19 protein-coding genes are annotated in these 20,963 nt (G+C 66.7%); 7 read left to right on the top strand and 12 right to left on the bottom strand.

All coding sequences use genetic code 11. From position 1 onward, the window contains the following. Positions 1-12: 12 nt before the first annotated feature. From HF877_RS19685 to HF877_RS19670, 4 genes are all read right to left on the bottom strand, one after another. A complete protein-coding gene (locus HF877_RS19685; protein ID WP_169622886.1) occupies positions 13-480 on the bottom strand; it encodes a DUF1801 domain-containing protein in 468 nt (155 codons plus the stop codon). A 230-nt stretch (positions 481-710) separates the two neighbouring features. Beyond that, entirely contained in the window at positions 711-1,361 is a 651-nt protein-coding gene (locus tag HF877_RS19680; protein WP_346765251.1) for a GTP pyrophosphokinase family protein, read from the bottom strand. A 13-nt stretch (positions 1,362-1,374) separates the two neighbouring features. Next, positions 1,375-2,715 carry an MFS transporter gene (locus HF877_RS19675; protein WP_169622885.1) on the bottom strand — a complete coding sequence of 447 codons (1,341 nt, stop codon included), beginning with the start codon at positions 2,713-2,715 and terminating at the stop codon, positions 1,375-1,377. A gap of 40 nt (positions 2,716-2,755) precedes the next feature. Next, complete coding sequence (locus HF877_RS19670; RefSeq protein WP_169622884.1) at positions 2,756-3,760, bottom strand: aldo/keto reductase; 1,005 nt, start codon at positions 3,758-3,760, stop codon at positions 2,756-2,758. A 130-nt stretch (positions 3,761-3,890) separates the two neighbouring features. On the opposite strand from HF877_RS19670, the gene HF877_RS19665 reads away from it, so the two are divergent. Continuing rightward, positions 3,891-4,463 carry a TIGR03086 family metal-binding protein gene (locus HF877_RS19665; RefSeq protein ID WP_169622883.1) on the top strand — a complete coding sequence of 191 codons (573 nt, stop codon included), beginning with the start codon at positions 3,891-3,893 and terminating at the stop codon, positions 4,461-4,463. After that, positions 4,460-6,172, top strand: coding sequence for a dihydroxy-acid dehydratase (gene ilvD / locus HF877_RS19660; protein WP_169622882.1), 1,713 nt, complete (start codon positions 4,460-4,462; stop codon positions 6,170-6,172). The genes HF877_RS19665 and ilvD overlap by 4 nt, the downstream gene beginning before the upstream one ends. Positions 6,173-6,206: 34 nt before the next feature. Here the strand turns inward: ilvD and HF877_RS19655 are convergent, their stop codons facing one another. Next, positions 6,207-6,869 (bottom strand): serine protease, encoded by a 663-nt coding sequence (locus HF877_RS19655; RefSeq protein ID WP_169622881.1) that lies wholly within the window; start codon positions 6,867-6,869, stop codon positions 6,207-6,209. Positions 6,870-6,911: 42 nt separating this feature from the next. Then, the gene (locus HF877_RS19650) at positions 6,912-7,745 is read right to left on the bottom strand and encodes a DUF6319 family protein (protein ID WP_169622880.1); all 834 of its coding nucleotides are present in this window, start codon (positions 7,743-7,745) and stop codon (positions 6,912-6,914) included. A 137-nt stretch (positions 7,746-7,882) separates the two neighbouring features. On the opposite strand from HF877_RS19650, the gene HF877_RS19645 reads away from it, so the two are divergent. From HF877_RS19645 to HF877_RS19630, 4 genes are all read left to right on the top strand, one after another. Continuing rightward, positions 7,883-8,971, top strand: coding sequence for an adenylate/guanylate cyclase domain-containing protein (locus HF877_RS19645; protein ID WP_346765248.1), 1,089 nt, complete (start codon positions 7,883-7,885; stop codon positions 8,969-8,971). Positions 8,972-9,071: 100 nt separating this feature from the next. Beyond that, complete coding sequence (locus tag HF877_RS19640; RefSeq protein ID WP_346765247.1) at positions 9,072-10,589, top strand: MFS transporter; 1,518 nt, start codon at positions 9,072-9,074, stop codon at positions 10,587-10,589. A 117-nt stretch (positions 10,590-10,706) separates the two neighbouring features. Then, positions 10,707-11,639 carry a diiron oxygenase gene (locus HF877_RS19635; RefSeq protein ID WP_169622879.1) on the top strand — a complete coding sequence of 311 codons (933 nt, stop codon included), beginning with the start codon at positions 10,707-10,709 and terminating at the stop codon, positions 11,637-11,639. Between the two features lie 59 nt (positions 11,640-11,698). Next, positions 11,699-12,478 (top strand): SDR family oxidoreductase, encoded by a 780-nt coding sequence (locus HF877_RS19630; protein ID WP_169622878.1) that lies wholly within the window; start codon positions 11,699-11,701, stop codon positions 12,476-12,478. 55 nt (positions 12,479-12,533) lie between these two features. Here HF877_RS19630 and HF877_RS19625 read toward each other — a convergent pair whose 3' ends face one another. After that, on the bottom strand, positions 12,534-13,403 hold the full coding sequence (locus HF877_RS19625; protein ID WP_240952787.1) for an IclR family transcriptional regulator: 870 nt from the start codon (positions 13,401-13,403) through the stop codon (positions 12,534-12,536). Between the two features lie 398 nt (positions 13,404-13,801). Here HF877_RS19625 and HF877_RS19620 point away from each other — a divergent pair, with 398 nt between their 5' ends. After that, positions 13,802-15,115 carry a bifunctional o-acetylhomoserine/o-acetylserine sulfhydrylase gene (locus HF877_RS19620; RefSeq protein ID WP_169622877.1) on the top strand — a complete coding sequence of 438 codons (1,314 nt, stop codon included), beginning with the start codon at positions 13,802-13,804 and terminating at the stop codon, positions 15,113-15,115. Positions 15,116-15,206: 91 nt separating this feature from the next. Here the strand turns inward: HF877_RS19620 and HF877_RS19615 are convergent, their stop codons facing one another. The 5 genes from HF877_RS19615 to HF877_RS19595 all read right to left on the bottom strand — a co-directional run bounded on the left by HF877_RS19615 (position 15,207) and on the right by HF877_RS19595 (position 20,762). After that, entirely contained in the window at positions 15,207-15,575 is a 369-nt protein-coding gene (locus HF877_RS19615; protein ID WP_206037392.1) for a hypothetical protein, read from the bottom strand. After that, positions 15,572-16,276, bottom strand: coding sequence for an ABC transporter ATP-binding protein (locus tag HF877_RS19610; protein WP_169622875.1), 705 nt, complete (start codon positions 16,274-16,276; stop codon positions 15,572-15,574). Before HF877_RS19610 ends, HF877_RS19615 begins: the two co-directional genes overlap by 4 nt. Next, complete coding sequence (locus HF877_RS19605) at positions 16,273-17,016, bottom strand: ABC transporter ATP-binding protein (RefSeq protein WP_169622874.1); 744 nt, start codon at positions 17,014-17,016, stop codon at positions 16,273-16,275. Before HF877_RS19605 ends, HF877_RS19610 begins: the two co-directional genes overlap by 4 nt. Further along, positions 17,009-19,279 (bottom strand): ABC transporter permease, encoded by a 2,271-nt coding sequence (locus HF877_RS19600; RefSeq protein ID WP_169622873.1) that lies wholly within the window; start codon positions 19,277-19,279, stop codon positions 17,009-17,011. The genes HF877_RS19605 and HF877_RS19600 overlap by 8 nt, the downstream gene beginning before the upstream one ends. 64 nt (positions 19,280-19,343) lie before the next feature. Next, positions 19,344-20,762, bottom strand: a complete 1,419-nt coding sequence (locus HF877_RS19595; protein ID WP_169622872.1) for an ABC transporter substrate-binding protein — start codon at positions 20,760-20,762, stop codon at positions 19,344-19,346. Positions 20,763-20,963 lie beyond the last annotated feature (201 nt).

Here is a 20,963-nt window from a genome sequence, read left to right as displayed (position 1 = left end):
GTCGCCCGAGAGTCAGTCGCTGCCGGATGCGCCGACGGACCGGCGGACGAGTTCGCCGAGGCGTTCCCATGCGTCCTCGGACGGCTCTTGTAGCGCGTACGCGGTGGGCCAGAATCCGTCGTCGGAGTCCAGTTCGGCCTGAACGCTGAAACCGAACGTCGAGTAGCGCTCTTTGTCCATCTGTCCGCTACGGAAGAAGCAGAGCACTTTGCTGCCGCGGGCGTACCCGGGCTGTCCGTAGTAGAGCCTCGGGGCCAGCTCCGGAGCGACGGTTGTGACGATCGCGTGCACGCGTTCCGCCATCTCGCGGTCGCCGTCCGGCATCCGGGCGATCTTCTCCAGGACATCCGCCTCCTCCGCAGCAGCCTTCTCGGCGCTCTTGGCGCGCTTGTTCTCGGCCTTGATTTCTGCTGCACGTTCCTTCATGGCAGCACGCTCTTGCGCAGAGAAGCTCTCGTCCGCAGTCGATTTCGTGGTCATGGTGTCCCTCCCGGTGTCGGTCACATGCGGCGTTTCCGAGATTAGGTCCTCGTCGTAGGCGGTGGCTTCTCGATTCCTGATCGATCAGCGGACCCCGGGTGGACGGGTACGTGTGCAACCCCCATGTGCCTGAGCCACAAGCCTCACCGCGACCCCGCGAATTACGTGCTCCTACTTGACAAGACACGAAGGCGCACCCGCCGAGCCGTTCGAGGACGAACCCGATAGCGTCAGTCGTCGAACCGGCCGTGTACCCGCTCGTGCAGCGCTTCCATCCGTACATCGAGTGCACGGGCCGTTTCGGCGGCGAGCCGTAGTTCTTCGCGCAGATCGCTCGGCACGGCACGATCGTGTTTGTAATAGATCTTGTGCTCGAGGCTGGCCCAGAAGTCCATCGCGACCGTGCGGATCTGGAGTTCCACGTAAACGGATTCCACCCGGTCCGACATGAACACCGGGACCTCGACGATCACGTGCAGGCTGCTGTACCCGTTCGGCTTCGGGTGCGCGATGTAGTCCACCACGTCGACGACCCGTACGTCGCGCTGCCGGGTGATCATGTCCGAGATCCGGTACACGTCGGACGTGAAACTGCACGAGATGCGGATACCCGCGATGTCGCGGACGTTGGCTCGGATGCCGTCCAGCGAGGGTTCGACGCCCTTGCGGGCGGCCTTCGCGAGAATCGACTCGGGGGTCTTGAGTCGCGACTTGACGTGCTCGATCGGGTTGTAGTCGTGGGCGTAGGTGAATTCGTCCCGCAAGATGTTGATCTTGGTCATCATCTCGTCGATGCCGAACTTGTACACCATCAAGAACCTGGCGAGTTCGCGCGGTGAGAGCGACGTCGCGCTCTGTCCGTCCGTAGGAGGTTCCGGAATCGGGGCGCCCGGATCAGGGTCGCCCACCGTCGGTGTCACTGCTCGTCCTCCTCTGGATGTTCTCCTCCGAGTCTGCCAGTTCCCCGCGACGCGGCGCGGTCCGCTGCCGTAGAACCTGCCATGAGCTGCGCGGATGCACACCCGCCTCGCGGCGCGCACGGCCGCGCGTCACAAGAACACCGATGATCGCGATCACCCAGACGGGATACTGCGCGAGCCACGCGACACGGAACGCGTCGAAGGTGTACCCGCCGAGCCGTTCGAGGACGAGTCCCATCGTCTGCACGACGAGCAGGGTCGCGAGGAACCCTCCGATGTTGACGATGCCGTTCGCGGTCCCCAGTGCGGAGCCGGGGTTGAACGTGCGGGCGTAGTCGAACCCGATCATCGAACCGGGGCCACCCACGGAGATGACGACGATCAGCAGCACGAGCAACGCGATCGGCGCCGGACCGGGCAGCGCCAGCACCACCGTCCAGATCGTCGCGTTCGCCAGCATGATGGCAAGCACCATCCAGGAACGCCGGAGAGGAAAGCGGCCGGACAAGATGCCGAGGACGGGTCCCGCCGCGATCGCGGTGACCACCGAGACAGTCAGCATCGTGCCGGCGGTGGCTGCCGACAGTCCCTGCGCGGAGACCAGATAAGGAACACCCCACATCAACGCGAAGGTCGTCACCGAGAACTGGGTGCCCATGTGGGTGAAGAAACCCAGCTTGGTACCCGGACGGCGCCACACCACACCGATCTGTGCGACCAACTCGCGAAGTCCCATCGGCTGTGACGCCGGCGCGTCCCCGTACGGCGCATCACGCACCGTCGCGATGACGAGGATGCAGGCGAACACACCGATCGACGCCGCGCTGCCGTACGCCGCGGTCCATCCCACACCGGTCAGCACCAGCACGAACGGAACCGCGGACAGCACCTGGCCGATCTGGCCGAGAATCCCGGTGAGCTGCGAGACGAGGGGCACCCGTCGCGGCGCGAACCATACCGGCACCAGCCGGAGAACCGAGATGAACGTCAGCGCATCACCCGCGCCGACGAACACCCGGGCGAGATAGGCGATCGGCAACGACTCCGTGGTGGCGAGCACCAACTGAGCCACCGCCATGACCGCCGCACCGATCGCGATGACCCAGCGCGAACCGAATCGGTCGAGGAGCACCCCGGCCGGGATCTGCATGCCCGCGTACACGACGAGCTGAAGGACGACGAACCCCGAGAGCACCGCCGGGGAGATCTCGAAACGCTCGGTCGCGGCGAGCCCGGAAACGCCGAACGCCGTCCGGTGCAGAACCGCCACGATGTAGGCGAAAACACCGACACTCCAGACCAGCCACGCCCTCATGATGGACGAACGTTACTCCCACGCTCGAGAGCGACGCCGACTACTCGCGACCGAGCGACACCCACTGTGGGTCTGCGGACCGCGGTCCGGCGACCTTGTCGGCGAGCAGATCGAGTCGCGCGATCTGGTCCGGTGTCAGCGTCACGTCGAGCGCGCCCACGTTCTCGGCGACCCGCGCGGCGTACCGGGTGCCGGGAATCGACACCGACGGGAGACCGAACTCGCGGTCTTTCGCGTCCAGCCACGCCAGCGCGACCTGCGCGACCGTCACTCCGGCTTCGTCGGCGACCGCCCGGACCTCGTCTCGCACAGTGAGGTTGCCTGGGAGGGCACCGGACGCGAATCGCGGGAATCTGCGCCGCAGATCTCCCTCCCCGAGCTGCTCCGGGTCGAACGAATCGGTGAGCAGGCCCCTGCTCACGGGTGAGTACGGCACGAACCCGATGCCCAGTTCGGCGGCCGTCGGCACCACATGTCGTTCGACATCTCGCGACACGAGGCTCCATTCGGACTGCACCGCTGCGATCGGGTGGACGGCGTGTGCGCGACGGATCTCGTCGCCGGTTGCCTCGGACAATCCGATGTGGCGGACCTTGCCGGCCAGCACGAGTTCGGCGAGCGCACCGACGGTCTCCTCGATGGGCACCTCCGGATCGACACGGTGCAGGTAATACAGATCCACGCTGTCCACCCCGAGCCGAGCGAGTGATTCGTCGATCGCCTGCTTCGCGTATTCGGGACGGCCGTCGATGCGGCGGTTGCCGGTCCCGGCAGAACCGATGGCACCGACCAGACCGAACTTCGTCGCGATCTGCACCTCGTCGCGGCGAGATTGAAGCAGCTTCCCGACCACGGTTTCACTGGTGCCGTTGCCGTACACGTTCGCCGTGTCGACGAAGGTCACTCCCAGGTCCACCGCATGGTGCAGCGTGGCGAGGGCCTCGTCGGGATCGATCGGTCCGTATGCGGGGGAAACCGACATCGCGCCGTAGCCCTGAGCACTGACGTTCAGCCCGGGGGCGAGCTCGACGATGGGGACGGACATGCATTTCTCCTCGGATCGGCGACGAGCACCGCGGACGGCGGACTCCCGGTCGATCCTGACGCACGCCGAGCGCGGACGCACGGATTGAAATCGCCGTGATCACAGCCCGCCCGTGTCTAGGGTGGGAACCATGGCGAACGACTGGGTTTCACTACAACGCACCGCTCGGCGCGAGTTCGACAGCCGCGTCGCGCAGATCACCGACTGGCACGCCCCCACCCCCGACACCGAATGGGACATCACAACTCTGGTCCGGCACGTCGTCGACGAACAACGCTGGGTGGCGCCGTTGCTGTCGGGACGCACACTCGAAGAGGCCGAGTCCGCTCTCGAACCCCTCGGCGACGACCTTGCCGCCGACTGGTCCACATTCTCCGAGCAGGCGACCGAGGCGTGGGCCGCGACGCCGGCCGACCAGGAAGTCCAACTGTCCTACGGCGCCGTGCCGTGCATCGACTATCTGCGGCAACAGGTCGGCGACATCACCGTGCACGCGTGGGACCTCGCCCGTGCCACCGGATCGGACGAGCAACTCGATCCGGCTCTCGTGGACGCCGTCTGGAAGGACCTCGAGCCGCAGAGCGACATGCTTGCGGGCAGCGGGCTCTTCGCCGATCCCGTTCCCGTCGGCGACGATGCGTCTGTGCAGGACCGCCTGCTCGCCCTCACCGGGCGCGACCCCCGCCGGCACGGAGCCTCATGACCGATCGGCCCGAGCAGCATCTGCCCGACCTCAAACCCCGAAGCCGCGACGTCACCGACGGAATCGAGAAGACCGCCTCCCGCGGCATGCTCCGCGCGGTGGGCATGGGCGACGACGACTGGGAAAAACCCCAGATCGGCGTCGCGTCGTCGTGGAACGAGATCACCCCGTGCAATCTGTCGCTCGATCGGTTGGCGCAGGCCGTCAAGGAGGGTGTGCACGCGGCCGGGGGCTACCCGCTCGAGTTCGGCACCATCTCCGTGTCCGACGGCATCTCGATGGGGCACGAGGGGATGCACTTCTCGCTCGTGTCGCGGGAAGTGATCGCCGACAGCGTGGAGACGGTGATGCAGGCCGAGCGCCTCGACGGATCGGTACTGCTCGCAGGGTGTGACAAGTCGCTGCCGGGCATGCTCATGGCCGCCGCCCGCCTCGACCTCGCGTCGGTGTTCCTGTATGCCGGATCGATCCTGCCGGGTGTCGCAAAACTGTCCGACGGCACCGAACGCGACGTCACGATCATCGATGCGTTCGAAGCCGTCGGCGCATGCGCGCGGGGCCTGATGTCGGAAGCCGACCTCGGTGCCATCGAGCGGGCCATCTGCCCGGGAGAAGGCGCATGCGGAGGCATGTACACCGCGAACACGATGGCCAGTGCCGCCGAAGCCCTCGGCATGTCGCTGCCCGGCAGCGCGTCACCACCCGCCACCGACCGCAGGCGCGACGGGTTCGCGCGGCGCAGCGGCCAAGCGGTCGTGGAGATGCTGCGCCGCGGGATCACCGCGTCCGACATCCTGACGAAGGAAGCGTTCGAGAACGCGATTGCCGTGGTCATGGCGTTCGGTGGATCCACCAACGCGGTCCTGCATCTGCTTGCCATCGCACACGAGGCGCAGGTGGAACTCACCCTCGACGACTTCGTGCGCGTCGGCGCTCGGGTGCCGCACCTCGCCGACGTCAAACCGTTCGGCACCCACGTCATGAAAGATGTCGACCACATCGGCGGCGTACCGGTGATCATGAAGGCGTTGCTCGACGCCGGACTGCTCCACGGCGACTGTCTCACCGTCACCGGCCGCACGCTGTCGGAGAATCTCGCCGGCATCGCCCCGCCCGATCCCGACGGCAAGGTGCTGCGCGCTCTGAGCAACCCGATTCATCCCACCGGTGGGATCACCATCCTGCGCGGCACCCTCGCTCCCGGCGGCGCGGTCGTGAAGTCGGCGGGATTCGACGAGTCGGTGTTCGAGGGCACCGCGCGAGTCTTCGAGCGGGAACGCTCGGCGATGGACGCGCTCGAGGACGGCACCATCACGGCGGGAGACGTCGTCGTGATCCGGTACGAAGGGCCGAAGGGTGGGCCCGGGATGCGGGAGATGCTCGCGATCACCGGCGCCATCAAGGGGGCGGGTCTCGGAAAGGATGTCCTGTTGCTCACCGATGGGCGCTTCTCCGGTGGCACGACCGGCCTGTGCGTCGGGCATGTCGCACCCGAAGCAGTCGACGGCGGACCCATCGCCTTCGTCCGTGACGGCGACCGGATCCGGCTCGACGTGGCCAACGGCGTTCTCGACGTGCTGGTGAGCGACGAGGAGATGGCGGCGCGGCAGCAAGGGTGGGAACCGTTGCCGCCGCGGTACACCCGTGGTGTGCTCGCCAAATACACCAAGCTCGTCGGCTCGGCGTCGCACGGCGCGGTGTGCGGGTGACCACCGGCCGGTCTTGCGGGAGTGGGCGTTCCGGCTAGATCGGCCGGAACCCTGCTCCCGCGCCGCCGCGGGCGTCGATGTCGCCGAAGATCACGTCGATGTTCGTTCCGACCTGCGGGCCAGCACACGGCGCGAACAGGTAGGCGTTGACCATAGTGACGAGCGTCGTGCCGACGACCAGTGGCGCACCCGAGTCGCCCTCGATCACGCACACCTGGGTCCAGGTTTCCTGCGAACCGAAGACGTCGCCCCACACGACACCGCACGTGTTGCCCGTCGTACGGCCTTCTTTGCACGCGATATCGGGGAAACCGGCGGGAGCCCCTACTCCGGTGATGGACGTGTTTCCCACCCGGTTGACGGGCACGACCTTGCCGCGATCGAACTCGATGACCGCGTAGTCGAGCACGGTGTTCGCGGAGACGACCCGCCCGACGGGACCGGCCGCGGTGTCGTACTCGGCCTTCACGGTCATGCCGGGGAGACCGCAATGCGCCGCGGTCAGGCCGACGAGACGACCCGAGGCGTCGTTTCCGATGGTGGTGAGGGTGCAGTCGTACATGTCCTGGCCACCATCACCGAGAGTGATCCCCGAACCACCGCCGAGGGTGACAGGAGGTGCTGCGGTGGCTATCCCCATCCCACCGCCCGCCAACGCCATCACTGCGGCGGCCAGTAGAGCGAACCTTTTGAACATCGTGTCCCTCTCGCGCGGCGGGCGACCTTCGTCGTGAGGGTACTAGAGGTCGATGCCTGTTTTCGGGGTTGCGCCGAGACTTTCGAGAGCTTTTCGGGCTTCCTCGAGTTCGCGGCTGAGCTGCGCAACACGTTCCTCGGCTGCGCTGCGGGCCGCGTCGATCACGGACTGGACCGCCTCGACGGCACCGGGATCACCGAGTTCTTTGACGGCCCGTTCGACGGCGTCGGGCGCCACGGCTGCCGGCTTGCCGACCTTCCGTGTGCCGTGCGCGATTCCGACGGTCCATTCGCTCTCGGGGTCGATGGTGATGGTGATGCTGATCGTGGGCGCCTTCTTACCCTTGCGCGCCGGGGCTTTCGGCTTGGCAGGCGACGCGGGTGCAGCGGAACCGGGGGTCGTGTCGTTCACGGATTTCGTCTCCTCGACGCTCTTGGTCTGGGCACCACGCACCGGAGGAGCAGGCCTCGACGCGGGCTTGGCGGCAGCGGGACCGGCGGCGCCAGGCTGGGGTGCAGCAGGCTTGGTGGCAGCAGGCCTCCCGGCAGAAGGGGTCACAGCCGGGGACGTCGACGCTGCCGCCTTCGCGGGAGCGGACTTCGTGGCCGCCGTCTTCTTCGCAGGCGCCCCGGCGGGTTGCCGCGTCAGGCGCAGTTCGTCGGACTCGAAGGGCAACTCGTCGTCGACCCCTTTCGGCCGCACCATGACGGTGGTGCCGGAAACGGACACCACCCGCGCCGACGCGCCGGGTTCGATGCCGAGGCTCGGAATGCCGTCGATGAGATATACAGTCGCGCGACGACCCTCCGCGAGTGCATTACTCAGCTCGCCGAGTTGCTCCTCCGTCAGATGGTCCGCGCGTGTGCGGGGCGGCATGCCATGTCCTTTCTCGGCTCGCTGGATTGTCCGGCGCTTTTTCGACGCCCACTGTCGCACATGTGTACGACACGACACCGAGCGCCGGTGGCGGAATCTACAGCCTCGCCAACCGAAGTACAGGTAAGGATGGTCTCGTGACCCCGCCCGATGAACGGTCGCAGGCCACCCCCGAGGTGCTTGCGACGATCCGCGCCGAGCTCGAACGCACCCTGCTCGGCGTTCGCCGCTACACCTTGCGCGAGGTCGCGGACCTCGCCGGGCTGGAGCCGACCCGTGTCCGCCAGTTGTGGCAGGCCCTGGGATTCACGGTCGACCCCGACCCGGGCGCGGTCATGTTCACCGACGGGGATCTCGGCGCCCTGCGCAATCTCGCGGCGATCCTCGGCAGCGGCGCCATCGACCCCTCCGCCGAGATATCCGCGGCGCGTTCGCTGGGACAGTCGATGTCGCGGCTGAGCGAATGGCAGTTCGCCCTCTTGAGCAGCCACGTCGTCTCCCAGCTCTCCACCGCGTACGGCACGGCATCGGCACCCCCGGAAGAAGAGGAGATCCGCGAGTTCGTCGACGACATCCTCCGCCGCGTGGCGAACCGTGCCGAGAGCCTCCAGGGTTACATGTGGCGTCGGCACCTGGTCGCCACGACCAACCGCACCGCCGTCCGCGTCCAAGGGGACGCACAGACCCGTCCGCTCGTCGTCGGATTCGCCGACATGGTGGGTTACACCCAGTTGACCCGGCGTATCGACGCCGACGAACTCAACGTGTTGCTCGATCACTTCGAGGCCGCGGTATCCGGCGTGATCACCCGCCACGCCGGCTGGGTGATCAAGACCGTCGGCGACGAGGTGATGTTCGCCGCCGAGGATGCGGTCGACGCCGCGCGGATCGCGCTCGAACTGCAGCAAGCGTTCGCCGCGTTCGAAGACACACCCGCCCTGCGGATCGGTCTGGCCTCGGGCCCGGCACTGGCCCGTTTCGGCGACCTGTTCGGATCGGTGGTCAACATCGCCGCACGGTTGACCGGTGCCGCTCGCCCCGGTTCGATCCTGATCGACCAGCAGCTCGCCGCGGAACTCGAGGACCACCCCGAATTCCGGCTTCATGTCGTGCGGAACCTGCGGGTCAAGGACTTCCGTCACTCGCGCGCGTACGTGCTGCGCCGAGGGCGGGACACGGAGGCGCGCACGGAGACCCCCACGGCCCCACCCGACCCCGCGGCCTGACGCGGCCGGGGTCGCGGTGACCGGTCCCGCACCGCCGGTTCGGCTACGATGCCGACAGTCTTTTTCCTACTCCGGCACCACGTTCGTCCGGAAGGCGCCCGTGTCCGAATCAGCTTCGCTCGCCGCGCAGAAGACCCGCATGACCGGGTCTCAGTTATGGCTGCTCACCGTCGCGTGCGCAGCGGTCGCCGCCGTCATCGCGGCAATGGCGTCGCTCAACACGGCACTACCGGATATCGCGGTCGAGACCGGCGCGACCCAGGCCCAGCTCACGTGGATCGTCGACGGATACACGCTCGCCCTTGCGGCACTGCTGCTCCCGGCGGGCGCGCTCGGAGACAGGTTCGGCCGGCGCGGAGTCATGCTGGCGGGCCTGGTCGTCTTCGGGATCGGGTCGGCGCTTCCCCTGTTCCTGTCCGATCCGAACTGGGTGATCGCGGCGCGCGCCGTGGCCGGGGTCGGTGCGGCGCTCGTCATGCCTGCGACGCTGTCCCTCATCACCGCGGCGTTCACCGAGGAGCATCGTTCCCGGGGCATCGGGATCTGGGCGGGGGTCGCCGGATCCGGCGCGGTCATCGGCATGCTCGGGTCGGGCGTCATTCTCGAATACGGGTCGTGGAAGCTCATCTTCGCCGCGTTCGCCGTGATCTCGGCCGTGCTCGTCGTCGCGGGCGCCACGATCATGTCCTCCCGCGCGGCGGAACCGGCGCGGTTCGACATCGTCGGAGCCGTGCTCGTCGTGGCGGCGGTCGGGCTGTTCGTCCTCGGCGTGATGGAGGGCCCGCAGCGCGGATGGATCGACGCACTCACCGTCGGCGCGCTGGTCACGGGAGTGGCCGCAGGAGTGGCGTTCGTGCTCGTCGAGCGGCGCTCACCAGCACCCCTGCTCGACGTACGGCTGTTCTCCCAGCGCGCCTTCGCGGTCGGAGCAGGCGGCCTCACACTGCAGTATCTCGCCGGATTCGGCGTCTTCTATCTCATCGTGCAATACCTGCAACTCGTGCTCGGGTATTCGCCGCTGATGTCGGCCGTGGCCCTCACCCCGATCTTCCTGGTGGTGATGGTGCTCTCGGTCGGGGTGCCGATGTTGTTGCGGTGGTTCGGACTCCGTGTCCTCATGAGCGTCGGGCTCGCCCTGATCGGGGTGTCGATGATCGTCATGAGTCTGCTGGACGCGGACTCGTCGTACGCCGACGTCGCCATCGCGATGTCGATCGCCGGTATCGGGATCGGTGTCTGCACCGCGCCCGCGACCCACGCGATCGTCACCAACACGCCGGAGGACCAACTGGGTGTCGCGTCGGCCGTCAACGACGCGACTCGCGAGGTGGGCGCTGCTATCGGCGTCGCCCTCGCGGGCAGTGTGCTCGCGGCCGCGTACGGGCACCGGATCGATCCGATCGCACCGTCGATTCCCGAACCGGCACGAGGCGCAGTGCAGGATTCGCTGGCCGCGGCAGTCGAGGTCGCCGAACAGGCGGGTCCCCAGGGCGACGTGCTCGCGGAGTTCGCGCGGGACGCGTTCCTGGCAGGCATGCAGCAGGGCTTGTGGGCGATGGCCGCGATTCTGCTGGTCGGCGCGATCGCATCGGCACTCTGGGCACCCGCGCGCTCGTAACTGTCGCGGAACTCCTCCCTGCGTCCGACACGGAGTCGGACGCAGACGTTGTGCTGTGCGCGCGATCACGCTAACCTCACTTAACAGTTACCCGTCGTCACACTAAAAGGTGGAGACATGACCGCATCGCTCACCCGCGAATCCAGCAAGGGTTTCGTACCCGGCATCCGGCTTTCCGATCGTGAGGAAACTGCCGGTCGCCTGCTCGCTTCGTCCGCCCGCAAGTCGTACGACCCCGTCGTCGAAGTGGACTGGGTGGCCCCCGTCCCCGACGACAAGTTCGGCATGACCCCCGAGTGGAGCACGCTCTACGGCACCGCCCTGTGGGACGAACTCACCGACGAACAGCGCATCGAACTCACCAAGAACGAAGCCGCGAGTGTGTCCAGCACCGGCCTGTGGTTCGAAATCCTGCTCATGCAGATGCTTCTGCGCGACGTCTACGATCGCGACAAGCACAGCCGGCACGTCCAGTTCGCGCTCACCGAGATCGCCGACGAGTGCCGCCACTCCGTGATGTTCGCCCGGGCCGGCGAACGGCTGAACATGCCCAGCTACGGGCCGCCCCGCTACATCCACCACCTCGGCCGCCTGTGGGGCCACTTCTTCAAGGGCGCCAACGCGTACGCCGCGGTCATGGCCGCAGAAGAAATCCTCGACATGATGCAACGCGACTTCATGCGCGACGAACGCGTCCAGCCCGTCACACGTGCGGTCTCGAAGATCCACGTCCTCGAGGAGGCGCGCCACATCCGGTTCGCCCGTGAAGAAGTGGGACGCCGACTGAACGGTGCGAGCCGCCTGCGGCTCGCAATCGAACGGATCAACACCGCGGTCGTCGTGTTTTTCGTCGTCAAGAGCATGATCCACCCGGACGTCTACGCCAACGCGGGCCTCGACACCGAGCGCGCCCTCGAAGAAGCCCGGAACAACACGCACCACCACGACCGGGTGCGCAAGTCCGGCGCCAAGCTCATGACCTTCCTCGACAACGTGGGCCTGATCGGCGGACCGTCGAAGATCCTCTACAAGAAGGTGCACCTGCTGTAGGCACCTGCTGAGCGGGAACGTCGGGGCACCGGCGCACATTTCGTCATAGTCTCCGCGGCATGTTCTTCGACAATCCTGCCGATTTCACCGGTCGCGCGGTCCTCGTCACCGGCGGCACCAAGGGCATCGGGTACGTCATCGCCGAGACCTTCCTGGCCGCCGGCGCGGACGTACTCGTATGCGGTCGCACCGCGCCCGACACGCTGCCCACAGTGGATTCCCGTTCCGCCGCGTTCACCGCTGCCGACATCCGCGATGCCGGGCAGGCGAAGTCTCTCGTCGAGACGGCCGTCGAAAAATTCGGCCGTCTCGACGTTCTCGTGAACAACGCCGGTGGGTCGCCCGATTCTGACGCCGCGACCGTCTCGACACGCTTCTTCGACAAGATCGTCGCACTCAACCTGCTCGCCCCGTTCTACGTCGCCCAGGCGGCGAATGCCGTCATGTGCCGGCAGGACGACGGCGGGTCGATCATCAACATCGGGAGCGTGTCGGCACACGACCCGCAGCCCGGTACCGCCGCGTACACGGCCGCGAAGGCAGGACTGCTCGCGCTGACGAAGGCGCTCGCCCTCGAGTGGGCTCCGGCAGTGCGGGTCAACCACATCACCACCGGCCTGATCCGGACCGAAGCCGCAGCGGAGGTGTACGGGGCAGACGGCGGTGCCGCCGTGACGAAGACACTGCCGATGCAGCGCATGGCCGTGCCCTCCGACATCGCGGGTGCATGCCTGTTTCTCGCCGGCCCGCTGGCGTCGTACGTGAACGGAGCGGACCTCGCCGTGCACGGCGGCGGAGAACTGCCCGCGCGGTACATGGCGCTGCACCCGGAACGCTGACGTCGCCCGCCCGCCTTCCGCGGCGAAGTCGCCCTTCCGCCCGGAGTTCTCTGCCCTACCGGCTTCCGGCAGCTTTGGCGACGACCCGGTCGAGCGAGCCTGACGCCGGCAGTGCCGTGCCGGGCGTCTCTTCCCGGTCGTGATCCGGAAAGAGGGTGCGGGTGATCTTGCGGGCCGCGTCGGCGACGATCGGCGCCACCCATTCGAGGCGGGTCGAACGTGCGTCTGCGGCCAGGGACAGCGCCGCGACAGGGCCGTCGACGCCGCGCAGCGCTACGCCCACACATCCGATGCCGGACGCGGCTTCCTCGCGTTCGAAAGCGACACCCCGGCGCTTGCGGATGCGGTTCAGTTCCTGGTGGAGCGTCGCGTTGTCGCCGATGGTGCGATCGGTGCACGGCGGCAGACGCTTGCCGTAGAGAGCGTCGACGCGCTCGGGCTCGAGCCAGGCGAGGATCGCTTTGCCGGATGCGGTGGCATATGCGGGAAAACGTCCGCCGACACGCGACGGGACACTCGACGCGAATTGCCCCCCGACCTTGTCGAGGTAGAGGACCTCGTTGCCGTCGAGGACGGTCAGATGCACGACCGCGCCCGTCTGCAGCGCGAGTTCATGGAGATGCGGCGCTGCCGCCTCTCGGATACGCCGATGCCCTGTGTCGCTACCGCCGAGTCCGAGCGCGCGTGCTCCCAGGCAGTATCCGAACGACGCGTGGTCGATCCACCCGCGCCCGACCAGCTGGTCGAGGATGCGGTGCACCGTCGAGCGGGGAAGCCCCGAACGGCAGGTGACCTCTTCGAGCGTGAGCGCTCCCCTGCTGTCGAAACTCTCGAGGATGAGCGTCATCCGATCGATCATCGAAGGTGGTAGTTCGCGCTTCGCGGGAGTGGGTGCATGCCCGAGCGAGAAGTCGACGGCGGTCAAATTTACCTCCAAAAGCACTGGCCACGACCCTGCGCGCCCCACGAAACTAGAATCTGTTCCAGCACGTTAGCAGGATCACACACGGCTCCGAAAGGGCAACACACAGGCTGTAGGTAGCGTTCACCGGCCACACCCCCTGACCTGCCCCCGGTTTCCTATGGGCCTGGTCGGAATCGTCGCCAGCCGTTATTGTCGAAGCCGTGAGCAAGACGTACGAGCGGTCGGCACAGCGACCGCACCGTCATGCCTGTCGCCTGTGTATGTGCGGGTGCCCGGCCGGCTGACCGCCCGCACCCACCCCGGCCCCCGCGGACCGCATTCGACGGCGTCGCGCGCGGAGCCGCAAGGTCAGCGTCACGACGACCCGTTCACCTCACCGAATCCGGAGCAGTAGACCCATGAGTGACAACACCCCCGAAGCAGTCGATCCCAGCGCGTCGTGGAGCTTCGAGACCAAACAGATCCACGTCGGTCAGCCTGCCGGGGGCGACACCAAGGCCCGCGCGCTGCCGATCTACCAGACCACCAGCTACACCTTCGACAACACCGATCACGCGGCAGCGCTCTTCGGTCTCGCCGAGCCGGGCAACATCTACACGCGCATCATGAACCCGACCCAGGACGCGGTCGAGCAGCGCATCGCCTCGCTGGAAGGTGGCGTCGCCGCGCTGCTCCTGTCCTCCGGGCAGGCTGCCGAGACGTTCGCGATTCTCAACCTCGCCGGCTCCGGTGACCACATCGTCTCGAGCCCGTACCTGTACGGCGGCACCTACAACCTCTTCCACTACACGTTGCCCAAGCTCGGGATCGAGGTCTCGTTCGTCGAGGATCCTGACGATCTCGACCAGTGGCGCGACGCCGTGCGTCCCACCACGCGGGCGTTCTACGGCGAAACCATCGCCAACCCGAAGAACCACATCCTCGATATCTCCGGCATCTCGGGCGTCGCCCACGACAACGGCCTGCCTCTGATCGTGGACAACACGGTCGCGACCCCGTACCTGCTGCGTCCCCTCGAGCACGGCGCCGACATCGTCGTGCACTCGGCGACCAAGTACCTCGGCGGTCACGGCACGGCAATCGCCGGCGTCATCGTCGACGGCGGCACCTTCGACTGGACGCAGGGCCGGCACCCCGGTTTCACCACGCCCGACCCCAGCTACCACGGTGTGGTCTTCGCCGATCTCGGCGCTCCCGCGTACGCCCTCAAGGCACGCGTGCAGTTGCTGCGCGACCTCGGCTCGGCGGTCTCGCCCTTCAACGCGTTCCTCATCTCGCAGGGCATCGAAACCCTGAGCCTGCGGATGGAACGCCACGTCGCCAACGCGCAGAAGGTCGCCGAGTTCCTCGAAGCCCGGCCCGAGGTCACCTCGGTGGCATATGCGGGCCTGGAGTCCTCGCCCTGGCACGATCGGGCCGAGCAGCTCACGCCGAAGGGGCCCGGCGCCATCGTGGTGTTCGAACTCGCGGGCGGTATCGACGCCGGTAAGAAGTTCGTCAACGCGCTGACCTTGCACAGCCACGTCGCCAACATCGGCGACGTCCGTTCGCTGGTGATCCATCCGGCATCCACCACCCACTCGCAGCTCACCGCTGAAGAGCAGCTGGCAGCGGGCGTCACCCCCGGCCTGGTCCGCCTGGCCGTCGGCATCGAGAACATCGACGACATCCTCGCCGACATCACCACCGGCCTCGAGGCAGCGGGTTCCTGACACCCTCCGCTCGAACCCACGGCAGGCCCGGCCTCGACGAACCGAGGCCGGGCCTGCCGTTTCGGGCGCCGGGTGTGCCCGGCTCACCGCGTCAGATCTTGTCGCGCGACATGGCCTCGACGATTCGCTCGGTCTGCGCGTTGCCCTCCAGGAGCTGACGCACGAGCCACAACCTCAGAACCTTTGCAACCACCGACGCCACGTAGACAGCCGCGCCGACCAGCGTGAGCGCGATGAATCCCATGCTCAGCAGCTGATACGAGGCGATGTCTCGCAGGTCCGACAGCGTCAGCGACGCGATGTAGACGACGAATGCGGCTGCCACCCCGATGATCATCAGCACCATGCCGGCAATCCGGCCCTTCCCGCCGGATCCGTTGCTCGTGGTGCCCAGCCCCAGGGCAGCCACATCCTGCTTGAATTGCTCACGTCGTTCGTCGACCGCAGTGGTCATCGTCATCCTCCTAGGTAGCTGGTAGACAGTTCTTCTTCGATCTCCGCCGGATCGCCCGCGCGCACCACGCGTCCCTGCAGCATCAGCGCGGCGCTGGTGGCGATGGGCAGGACGGCCCGAGCGAACTGTTCCGCAACGAGAATCGAGACCCCTTCCGCCGCAAGCTCCCCCACGATGTCGTAGATCTGCGAGACGATCCGGGGTGCTAGGCCCATGGACAGTTCGTCGAGCAGCAACACCGTGGGATTCGTCCCGAGCGCCCGCGACAACGCAAGCATCTGCTGTTCTCCGCCCGACATCGATCCCGCCAGCTGAGTCCGGCGTTCACCGAGAATGGGGAACCGTGCGTAGGCCACGTCCTCGAGTTCGGCGAGCGTGACACCCGTGCCGGTGGCGATCCACAGGTTCTCTCGCACCGTCAGGTTGGGGAAGACCCCTCGCCCCTCCGGAATCGAGCAGACCCCCAGGCGGGCCAACTCGGCTGCCGATGCCCCGTTCACGACATGTCCGCCGAGCCGGAACTCACCGGACGACACCGGGTGGATGCCGGAGCACACCTTCAGCGTCGTCGTCTTGCCGCCACCGTTGGGTCCGAGCAGCGCGACGACCGCTCCCGGTGCGAGGGCGAGGTCCACACCGTGCAGGACCTCGATGGAACCGTATCCCGCACGTACACCGATCAGTTCGAGCAAGGGTTCGGGACTCATACCGCCTCCTTCTCGGTTCCGATGTAGGCGTTGATCACCGCGGGATCGTTCTTGATCTCGTCGGGAACCCCACTTGCCAGCACTGCGCCGTAATCGAGCACATGGATCGTGGAGCAGATCTTCATCACCAGCGGAATGTCGTGTTCTACCAAGCAGATCGCGAGCCCGTCGTCGGCCAGACCGGTGAGCAACGCGGCGAACTCCTCGGTTTCCTGCTCCGTCTGACCGGATGCCGGTTCGTCGAGCAACAGGATCTGCGGATCGGTCATCAGTGCCCGCGCCACCTCGACGACACGAGCCCGCCCGGTGGGGATGTCGGACACATCCTGATCCGCGATGTCGCTCAGACCCGTAAGTCGAAGCAGCCGACCGGCTTCCGCTTCTACGTCGATCCGCCCGCGCGAGTTCGCATTGTGGATGTCGCCGGCCACCCGCAGGTTGTCCCGCACCGACAGCGACACGAACAGTTCGAGACGCTGGAAGGTGCGCGCGAGCCCCATTCGTGCCCGCTTGTACGGCGGCAGGGTGGTCACATCGCGACCGTCGACGAACACTCGGCCCGCGGTCGGCTTCTGCAGGCCGGTGACGGTGTTGAACAGCGTGGTCTTGCCGGCGCCGTTCGGTCCGATCAATCCGGTCACGGTGCCGCGCCCGATTTCGATACTCACGTCCTTCACGGCGACGTGGCCACCGAATCGGACGGTGATACCGCGTGTTTCGAGGATCGGCGTGTCAGCCATTGGTGACCAGCTCCTTGTCCGCCCGGACAGGCGGGGTCGACAGGTAATCCGAGATCCCGAGTTCACGATCGATCTCGTCACGTGCCTCGGCGCTGTACGGCTCGTCGACACCCACCCGTTCCGGGATCAGCGGGCGGCGTCGCGCGGCTTCTTCTTCACCGAGCACCGCTTCGGGCATCAACCACTGCCCCATCACCGGGAGCATGAACACCGTCACGATCGTGATCGACGCGAACCACCAGTTGTCGAGCACTCCCACAAGGGCGAGCAGGTACGACACCAGGACCACCGCGGCGCCGCCCACCAGGACGGGTTTCGCATTGGCGAGATGGCGGTAGCCCTCGACGACCTGGTGGACACTGCCGCTGGGATTGGCCGCGACACCGATGCCGATCAGCGCCGGGCTCACCGCCGCGACGTGGCCGAGGAACGTCCACATTCCCGCGAGTTCCGGTTGGTCTGCCGCGAGATTCGCGAACGAGGTCATGATGACCGCGAATCCGACCCCCGACATCAGGCCGCCGAAGAGGGCCCCCGATACGTAGCCGATACCGGCCACCACGGTGAGCATCAGCAACGACAGGCTGACCATGATCGAGAAGCTCTCGTTGGACACCGATCCCATCGCGCTCGCCATGAACAGGCCACCAAGGCCGGCGATACCGGCCGAGAGCGTGAACACACCGAGCTTGAGCCGGACGAGGCTCTGGCCGAGCATCGCCGACGCGGCGGGACTGTCCTTCATCGCGGCGAGCCGACGACCGTAACCGCTGTTGCGCAGAGCGATGACGCCGACGCCGAGCACCGCGAAGATCACCGTGACCGTCATCAGGAAGGTGGTGTCGTCGCGCAGGTCGAGCGGCCCCACCTTCAGCGGCGGAATAGCGATGTTCCCGTCCGTGAAGATGGAGAACTTGATACCGAACAGCTCGTGCACGGTGGTGTCGCGCAGCACCATGTTGGAAAGGAACACCCCGAACGCCATGGTGGCCAATGCCAGATAGAGTCCCCGGAGCCGCAGGGCCGGCAGGGCGATGAGGCCGCCGACCACCGCCGTCGCCGCGACACCGAGGGCGATGCCCCACAGGTTCAGATGGGCGGCGAGCCCGCTGCCGGAAATCCCGAAGTGGAAGGCGACGATGGTGGCGATCGCGCCGAAGGACACCGGTGCCAGGTTCATCTCGCCTGCGTAGCCCGTCAGCAGGGTCAGCGACAGCGCGATGATCGCGAAGGTCATGCCGATCGTGAGCGTGGTGATCGCCGACGTGACCATCAGAAGCCGGATCGCGTAGACGATCACCACCAGAGCCACCGCCCACGCGACAGCCTTGCGGACCGACGGCACGTGGTAGCGCTCCCTGGTTCGGGTGACCGCTCCGCGCAGACGGTCCTGCGGCAGCACGATGAGCACGACGAACAGCGCGATCATGGGCAGGGACACCCGCAGGTTCGACGTCCACGTCCACGCCGTCGGGAAGTACGCGAGCACGTAGGTCGCGGCCAGGCCGAGGAACAGAGCACCGGCGAAGGTCCGCGGAATACTCCGCAACCGGCCGAACATCGCGGCGGCGAACGCATCGATCACCAGCAGCGTCAGCATGTTCGCCTCGAGGGTGCCGCCGTTGATCGGGGTCACCAGGATGCCGGCGAGCACGGCGAGCGTCGAGCCCAGCATCCACGACAGTGCGGCGAGCCGGTCCGGGTCGTGTCCGTTGAGCCGCAACAGATCCGGATCGTCGACCACGCCGCGCATGGCCACACCGGAGCGGGTGCGGGTGAACATGACCCGCAACCCGATCGCGATGAGGACAGCGACCGCGATGCAGATCAGTTCGTGGTATCGGATTCCCACCCCGAAGATGTCGATCTTGGCTTGGTCGCCGAAGAACATCGTCATCGTCCGGGCTTGCTCGGGATGCCAGAACCAATGTGACACCGACAGCATGCCGAGCAGAATCGAGACCGTGACGACGATCTTGGTGACCTCTGCCGTGTTGCGCATGCCGCGCATGATGAGGACGTAGAGCGCCAGCCCCATCAATGGTCCGAGGACTCCGAGCACGAGAAGCAGCGCCACCGGGGTGGGCAGTCCCCAGCCGTAGCGGAATTGCCAGTATGCGAACGCCCCGAGCATGGCCTGCGCACCGTGTGCGAAGTTGAAGATGCCCGACGTGTTGTAGGTGAGAACGAGGCCCGACGCGGCGATGGCGTACACCGATCCGAGCACCAACCCCACGATCGTGAAGGTCAGGAAGGTATCCATGCAAGTACCTCTGCTCGAGGGTACCGGCGGTCGCGAATCACGCCGCCGGCACCGGTCGAACGGATCAGGCGGTCGGCCTGATGACGTTCGGGTTCAGGTATTTCGTGGAGATGCGGTCCGGGCCCAGGTCGGTGCCCCATGTCTTCGCGTCGGTGGCGACGAGATACCGGTCGTCACATTTGAATTCGGCGGCTTCCGCGGGGAACGCCTGTGAGTACTCAGCGCCCTTCAGGGACACGACGAGACCGCACGTGGCGGGCATGTTGTTGCCCGGATCGGTGACGGCGTGCAGCCCGCCGCCGTCCCACTCGTGGATCTGCGAGAGTTGGTCGACCATGCACTGGCGGGTCAGGTCCGATCCGCATTCCTTCGCGGCCGTCGCCCACAGCAGGAACGACGAGGTGGCCTGCATACCGAGGAGTGCGGTCTTGCCGCCGGCTTCGGCGACGAGTTCGGTGTACTTCTTCACCGCCGGGACGGCGTCCGTGTTCTCGAGCATCTGGAACGTCATGCCGGCATGCATGTTGTCGAGCAGTCCGGTCTCACCGTTCCAGGTGGGAACGGCATTGGCGTACCAGGTGGCCTCGCCGAGGAGGATCGGATCGATGCCGACCTGGTCGAGCGCCTTGACGAAGTTGAACTCGGCGGGCACCGGCGAACGTGAGGTCCACAAGCCCTTGGCACCGCACTGCTTGATCTTCTCGGCGAACGGGACGTAGCTCGATTCGCCGTCGTAGTTGAGGGTGACACCGCAGTTCTTCAGCGTGAATCCGGCCGCTGCGGCGATCGAGCGAGCCTTGGTGTTCGCGGTGATGATCGTGGGCATCGTGCTGTCGATGACATCGAATTCACCGACGAGTTCGGGGTACATCTCCGCGATCTGGAACCACTGCGACCCGTTCGCGTAGTCGACGGGGAACGGAACACCCTGATAGGTCATCGGTCCGTTCGCCGCGTCGGGCGAGACGGTGAATGCCGGGACGGCCGCGAGGTTGCAGGCGACCCGGGTCTGTTCCGAGGTCTGATCCATCGCGAACCCGTGGCCCACCAGCATGAACTCGGAGGCGCATGCGTTCTGCATGACAGCGTTGGCCTGCGTCATCGCGGCATCGAAATGGGTGCCCACGATCCGGCGGCCGTTGATGCCGCCCTGCTCGTTGCACCAGTCGATCATGGCGGCGACGGCGTCGCCCATCTCCTTGTTCAGGCCGGGGCTCTTCGCGAACCCACGGTCGTCTCCGTAACCGATACGGATTTCGGTATCGCTCACACCCTGGTCGGTGGACCCGCCGGCATCACCTGCACCACAGGGCGATTCGAGAGTTCCGAAGGTCGCCTCCGATGCCGCGGCCGACTGGCCGGCGACAGTAGGCGATCCGGCGGACACGACTGCCTCGCCTTCCCGGTCGGAGGCACAGGCGGACGTCACCACCATCGCGGCCGCCAAGGCCGCCACCAGTTTCGTAGTAGAACTGCGTTTCACTGCGAGGTCTCCTTGGTCTCGACCGAGCCCCGCTCGAATACAGTGGACGGCGAGGGCCGAAGCATCACATCGGCGTGTCGGGTGACGCGAAGGTAGCCAGCGCATCGTGCCCGACCTCGGGCACTCCCGGTGAGTGAGACCTGATAGTGACCGTCACCACAGGTCCATCCACTCAGTGGTACGGCTCACTTCCGGGAAGGT

Origin of the sequence: Rhodococcus sp. BL-253-APC-6A1W, assembly GCF_012843405.1 — a bacterium.
Taxonomy (GTDB): Bacteria; Actinomycetota; Actinomycetes; order Mycobacteriales; family Mycobacteriaceae; genus Rhodococcus.
The sequence above is the reverse complement of the archived record's forward strand: the minus strand, read 5'-3'. Positions and strand labels throughout refer to the sequence as shown.

Bases quoted from the DNA above. Each gene is read 5' to 3' on its own strand.
- HF877_RS19685 (WP_169622886.1), bottom strand. From the start codon at position 480: ATGACCACGAAATCGACTGCGGACGAGAGCTTCTCTGCGCAAGAGCGT.
- HF877_RS19675 (WP_169622885.1), bottom strand. From the start codon at position 2,715: ATGAGGGCGTGGCTGGTCTGGAGTGTCGGTGTTTTCGCCTACATCGTG.
- HF877_RS19670 (WP_169622884.1), bottom strand. From the start codon at position 3,760: ATGTCCGTCCCCATCGTCGAGCTCGCCCCCGGGCTGAACGTCAGTGCT.
- HF877_RS19665 (WP_169622883.1), top strand. From the start codon at position 3,891: ATGGCGAACGACTGGGTTTCACTACAACGCACCGCTCGGCGCGAGTTC.
- ilvD (WP_169622882.1), top strand. From the start codon at position 4,460: ATGACCGATCGGCCCGAGCAGCATCTGCCCGACCTCAAACCCCGAAGC.
- HF877_RS19655 (WP_169622881.1), bottom strand. From the start codon at position 6,869: ATGTTCAAAAGGTTCGCTCTACTGGCCGCCGCAGTGATGGCGTTGGCG.
- HF877_RS19650 (WP_169622880.1), bottom strand. From the start codon at position 7,745: ATGCCGCCCCGCACACGCGCGGACCATCTGACGGAGGAGCAACTCGGC.
- HF877_RS19635 (WP_169622879.1), top strand. From the start codon at position 10,707: ATGACCGCATCGCTCACCCGCGAATCCAGCAAGGGTTTCGTACCCGGC.
- HF877_RS19630 (WP_169622878.1), top strand. From the start codon at position 11,699: ATGTTCTTCGACAATCCTGCCGATTTCACCGGTCGCGCGGTCCTCGTC.
- HF877_RS19620 (WP_169622877.1), top strand. From the start codon at position 13,802: ATGAGTGACAACACCCCCGAAGCAGTCGATCCCAGCGCGTCGTGGAGC.
- HF877_RS19615 (WP_206037392.1), bottom strand. From the start codon at position 15,575: ATGACGATGACCACTGCGGTCGACGAACGACGTGAGCAATTCAAGCAG.
- HF877_RS19610 (WP_169622875.1), bottom strand. From the start codon at position 16,276: ATGAGTCCCGAACCCTTGCTCGAACTGATCGGTGTACGTGCGGGATAC.
- HF877_RS19605 (WP_169622874.1), bottom strand. From the start codon at position 17,016: ATGGCTGACACGCCGATCCTCGAAACACGCGGTATCACCGTCCGATTC.
- HF877_RS19600 (WP_169622873.1), bottom strand. From the start codon at position 19,279: ATGGATACCTTCCTGACCTTCACGATCGTGGGGTTGGTGCTCGGATCG.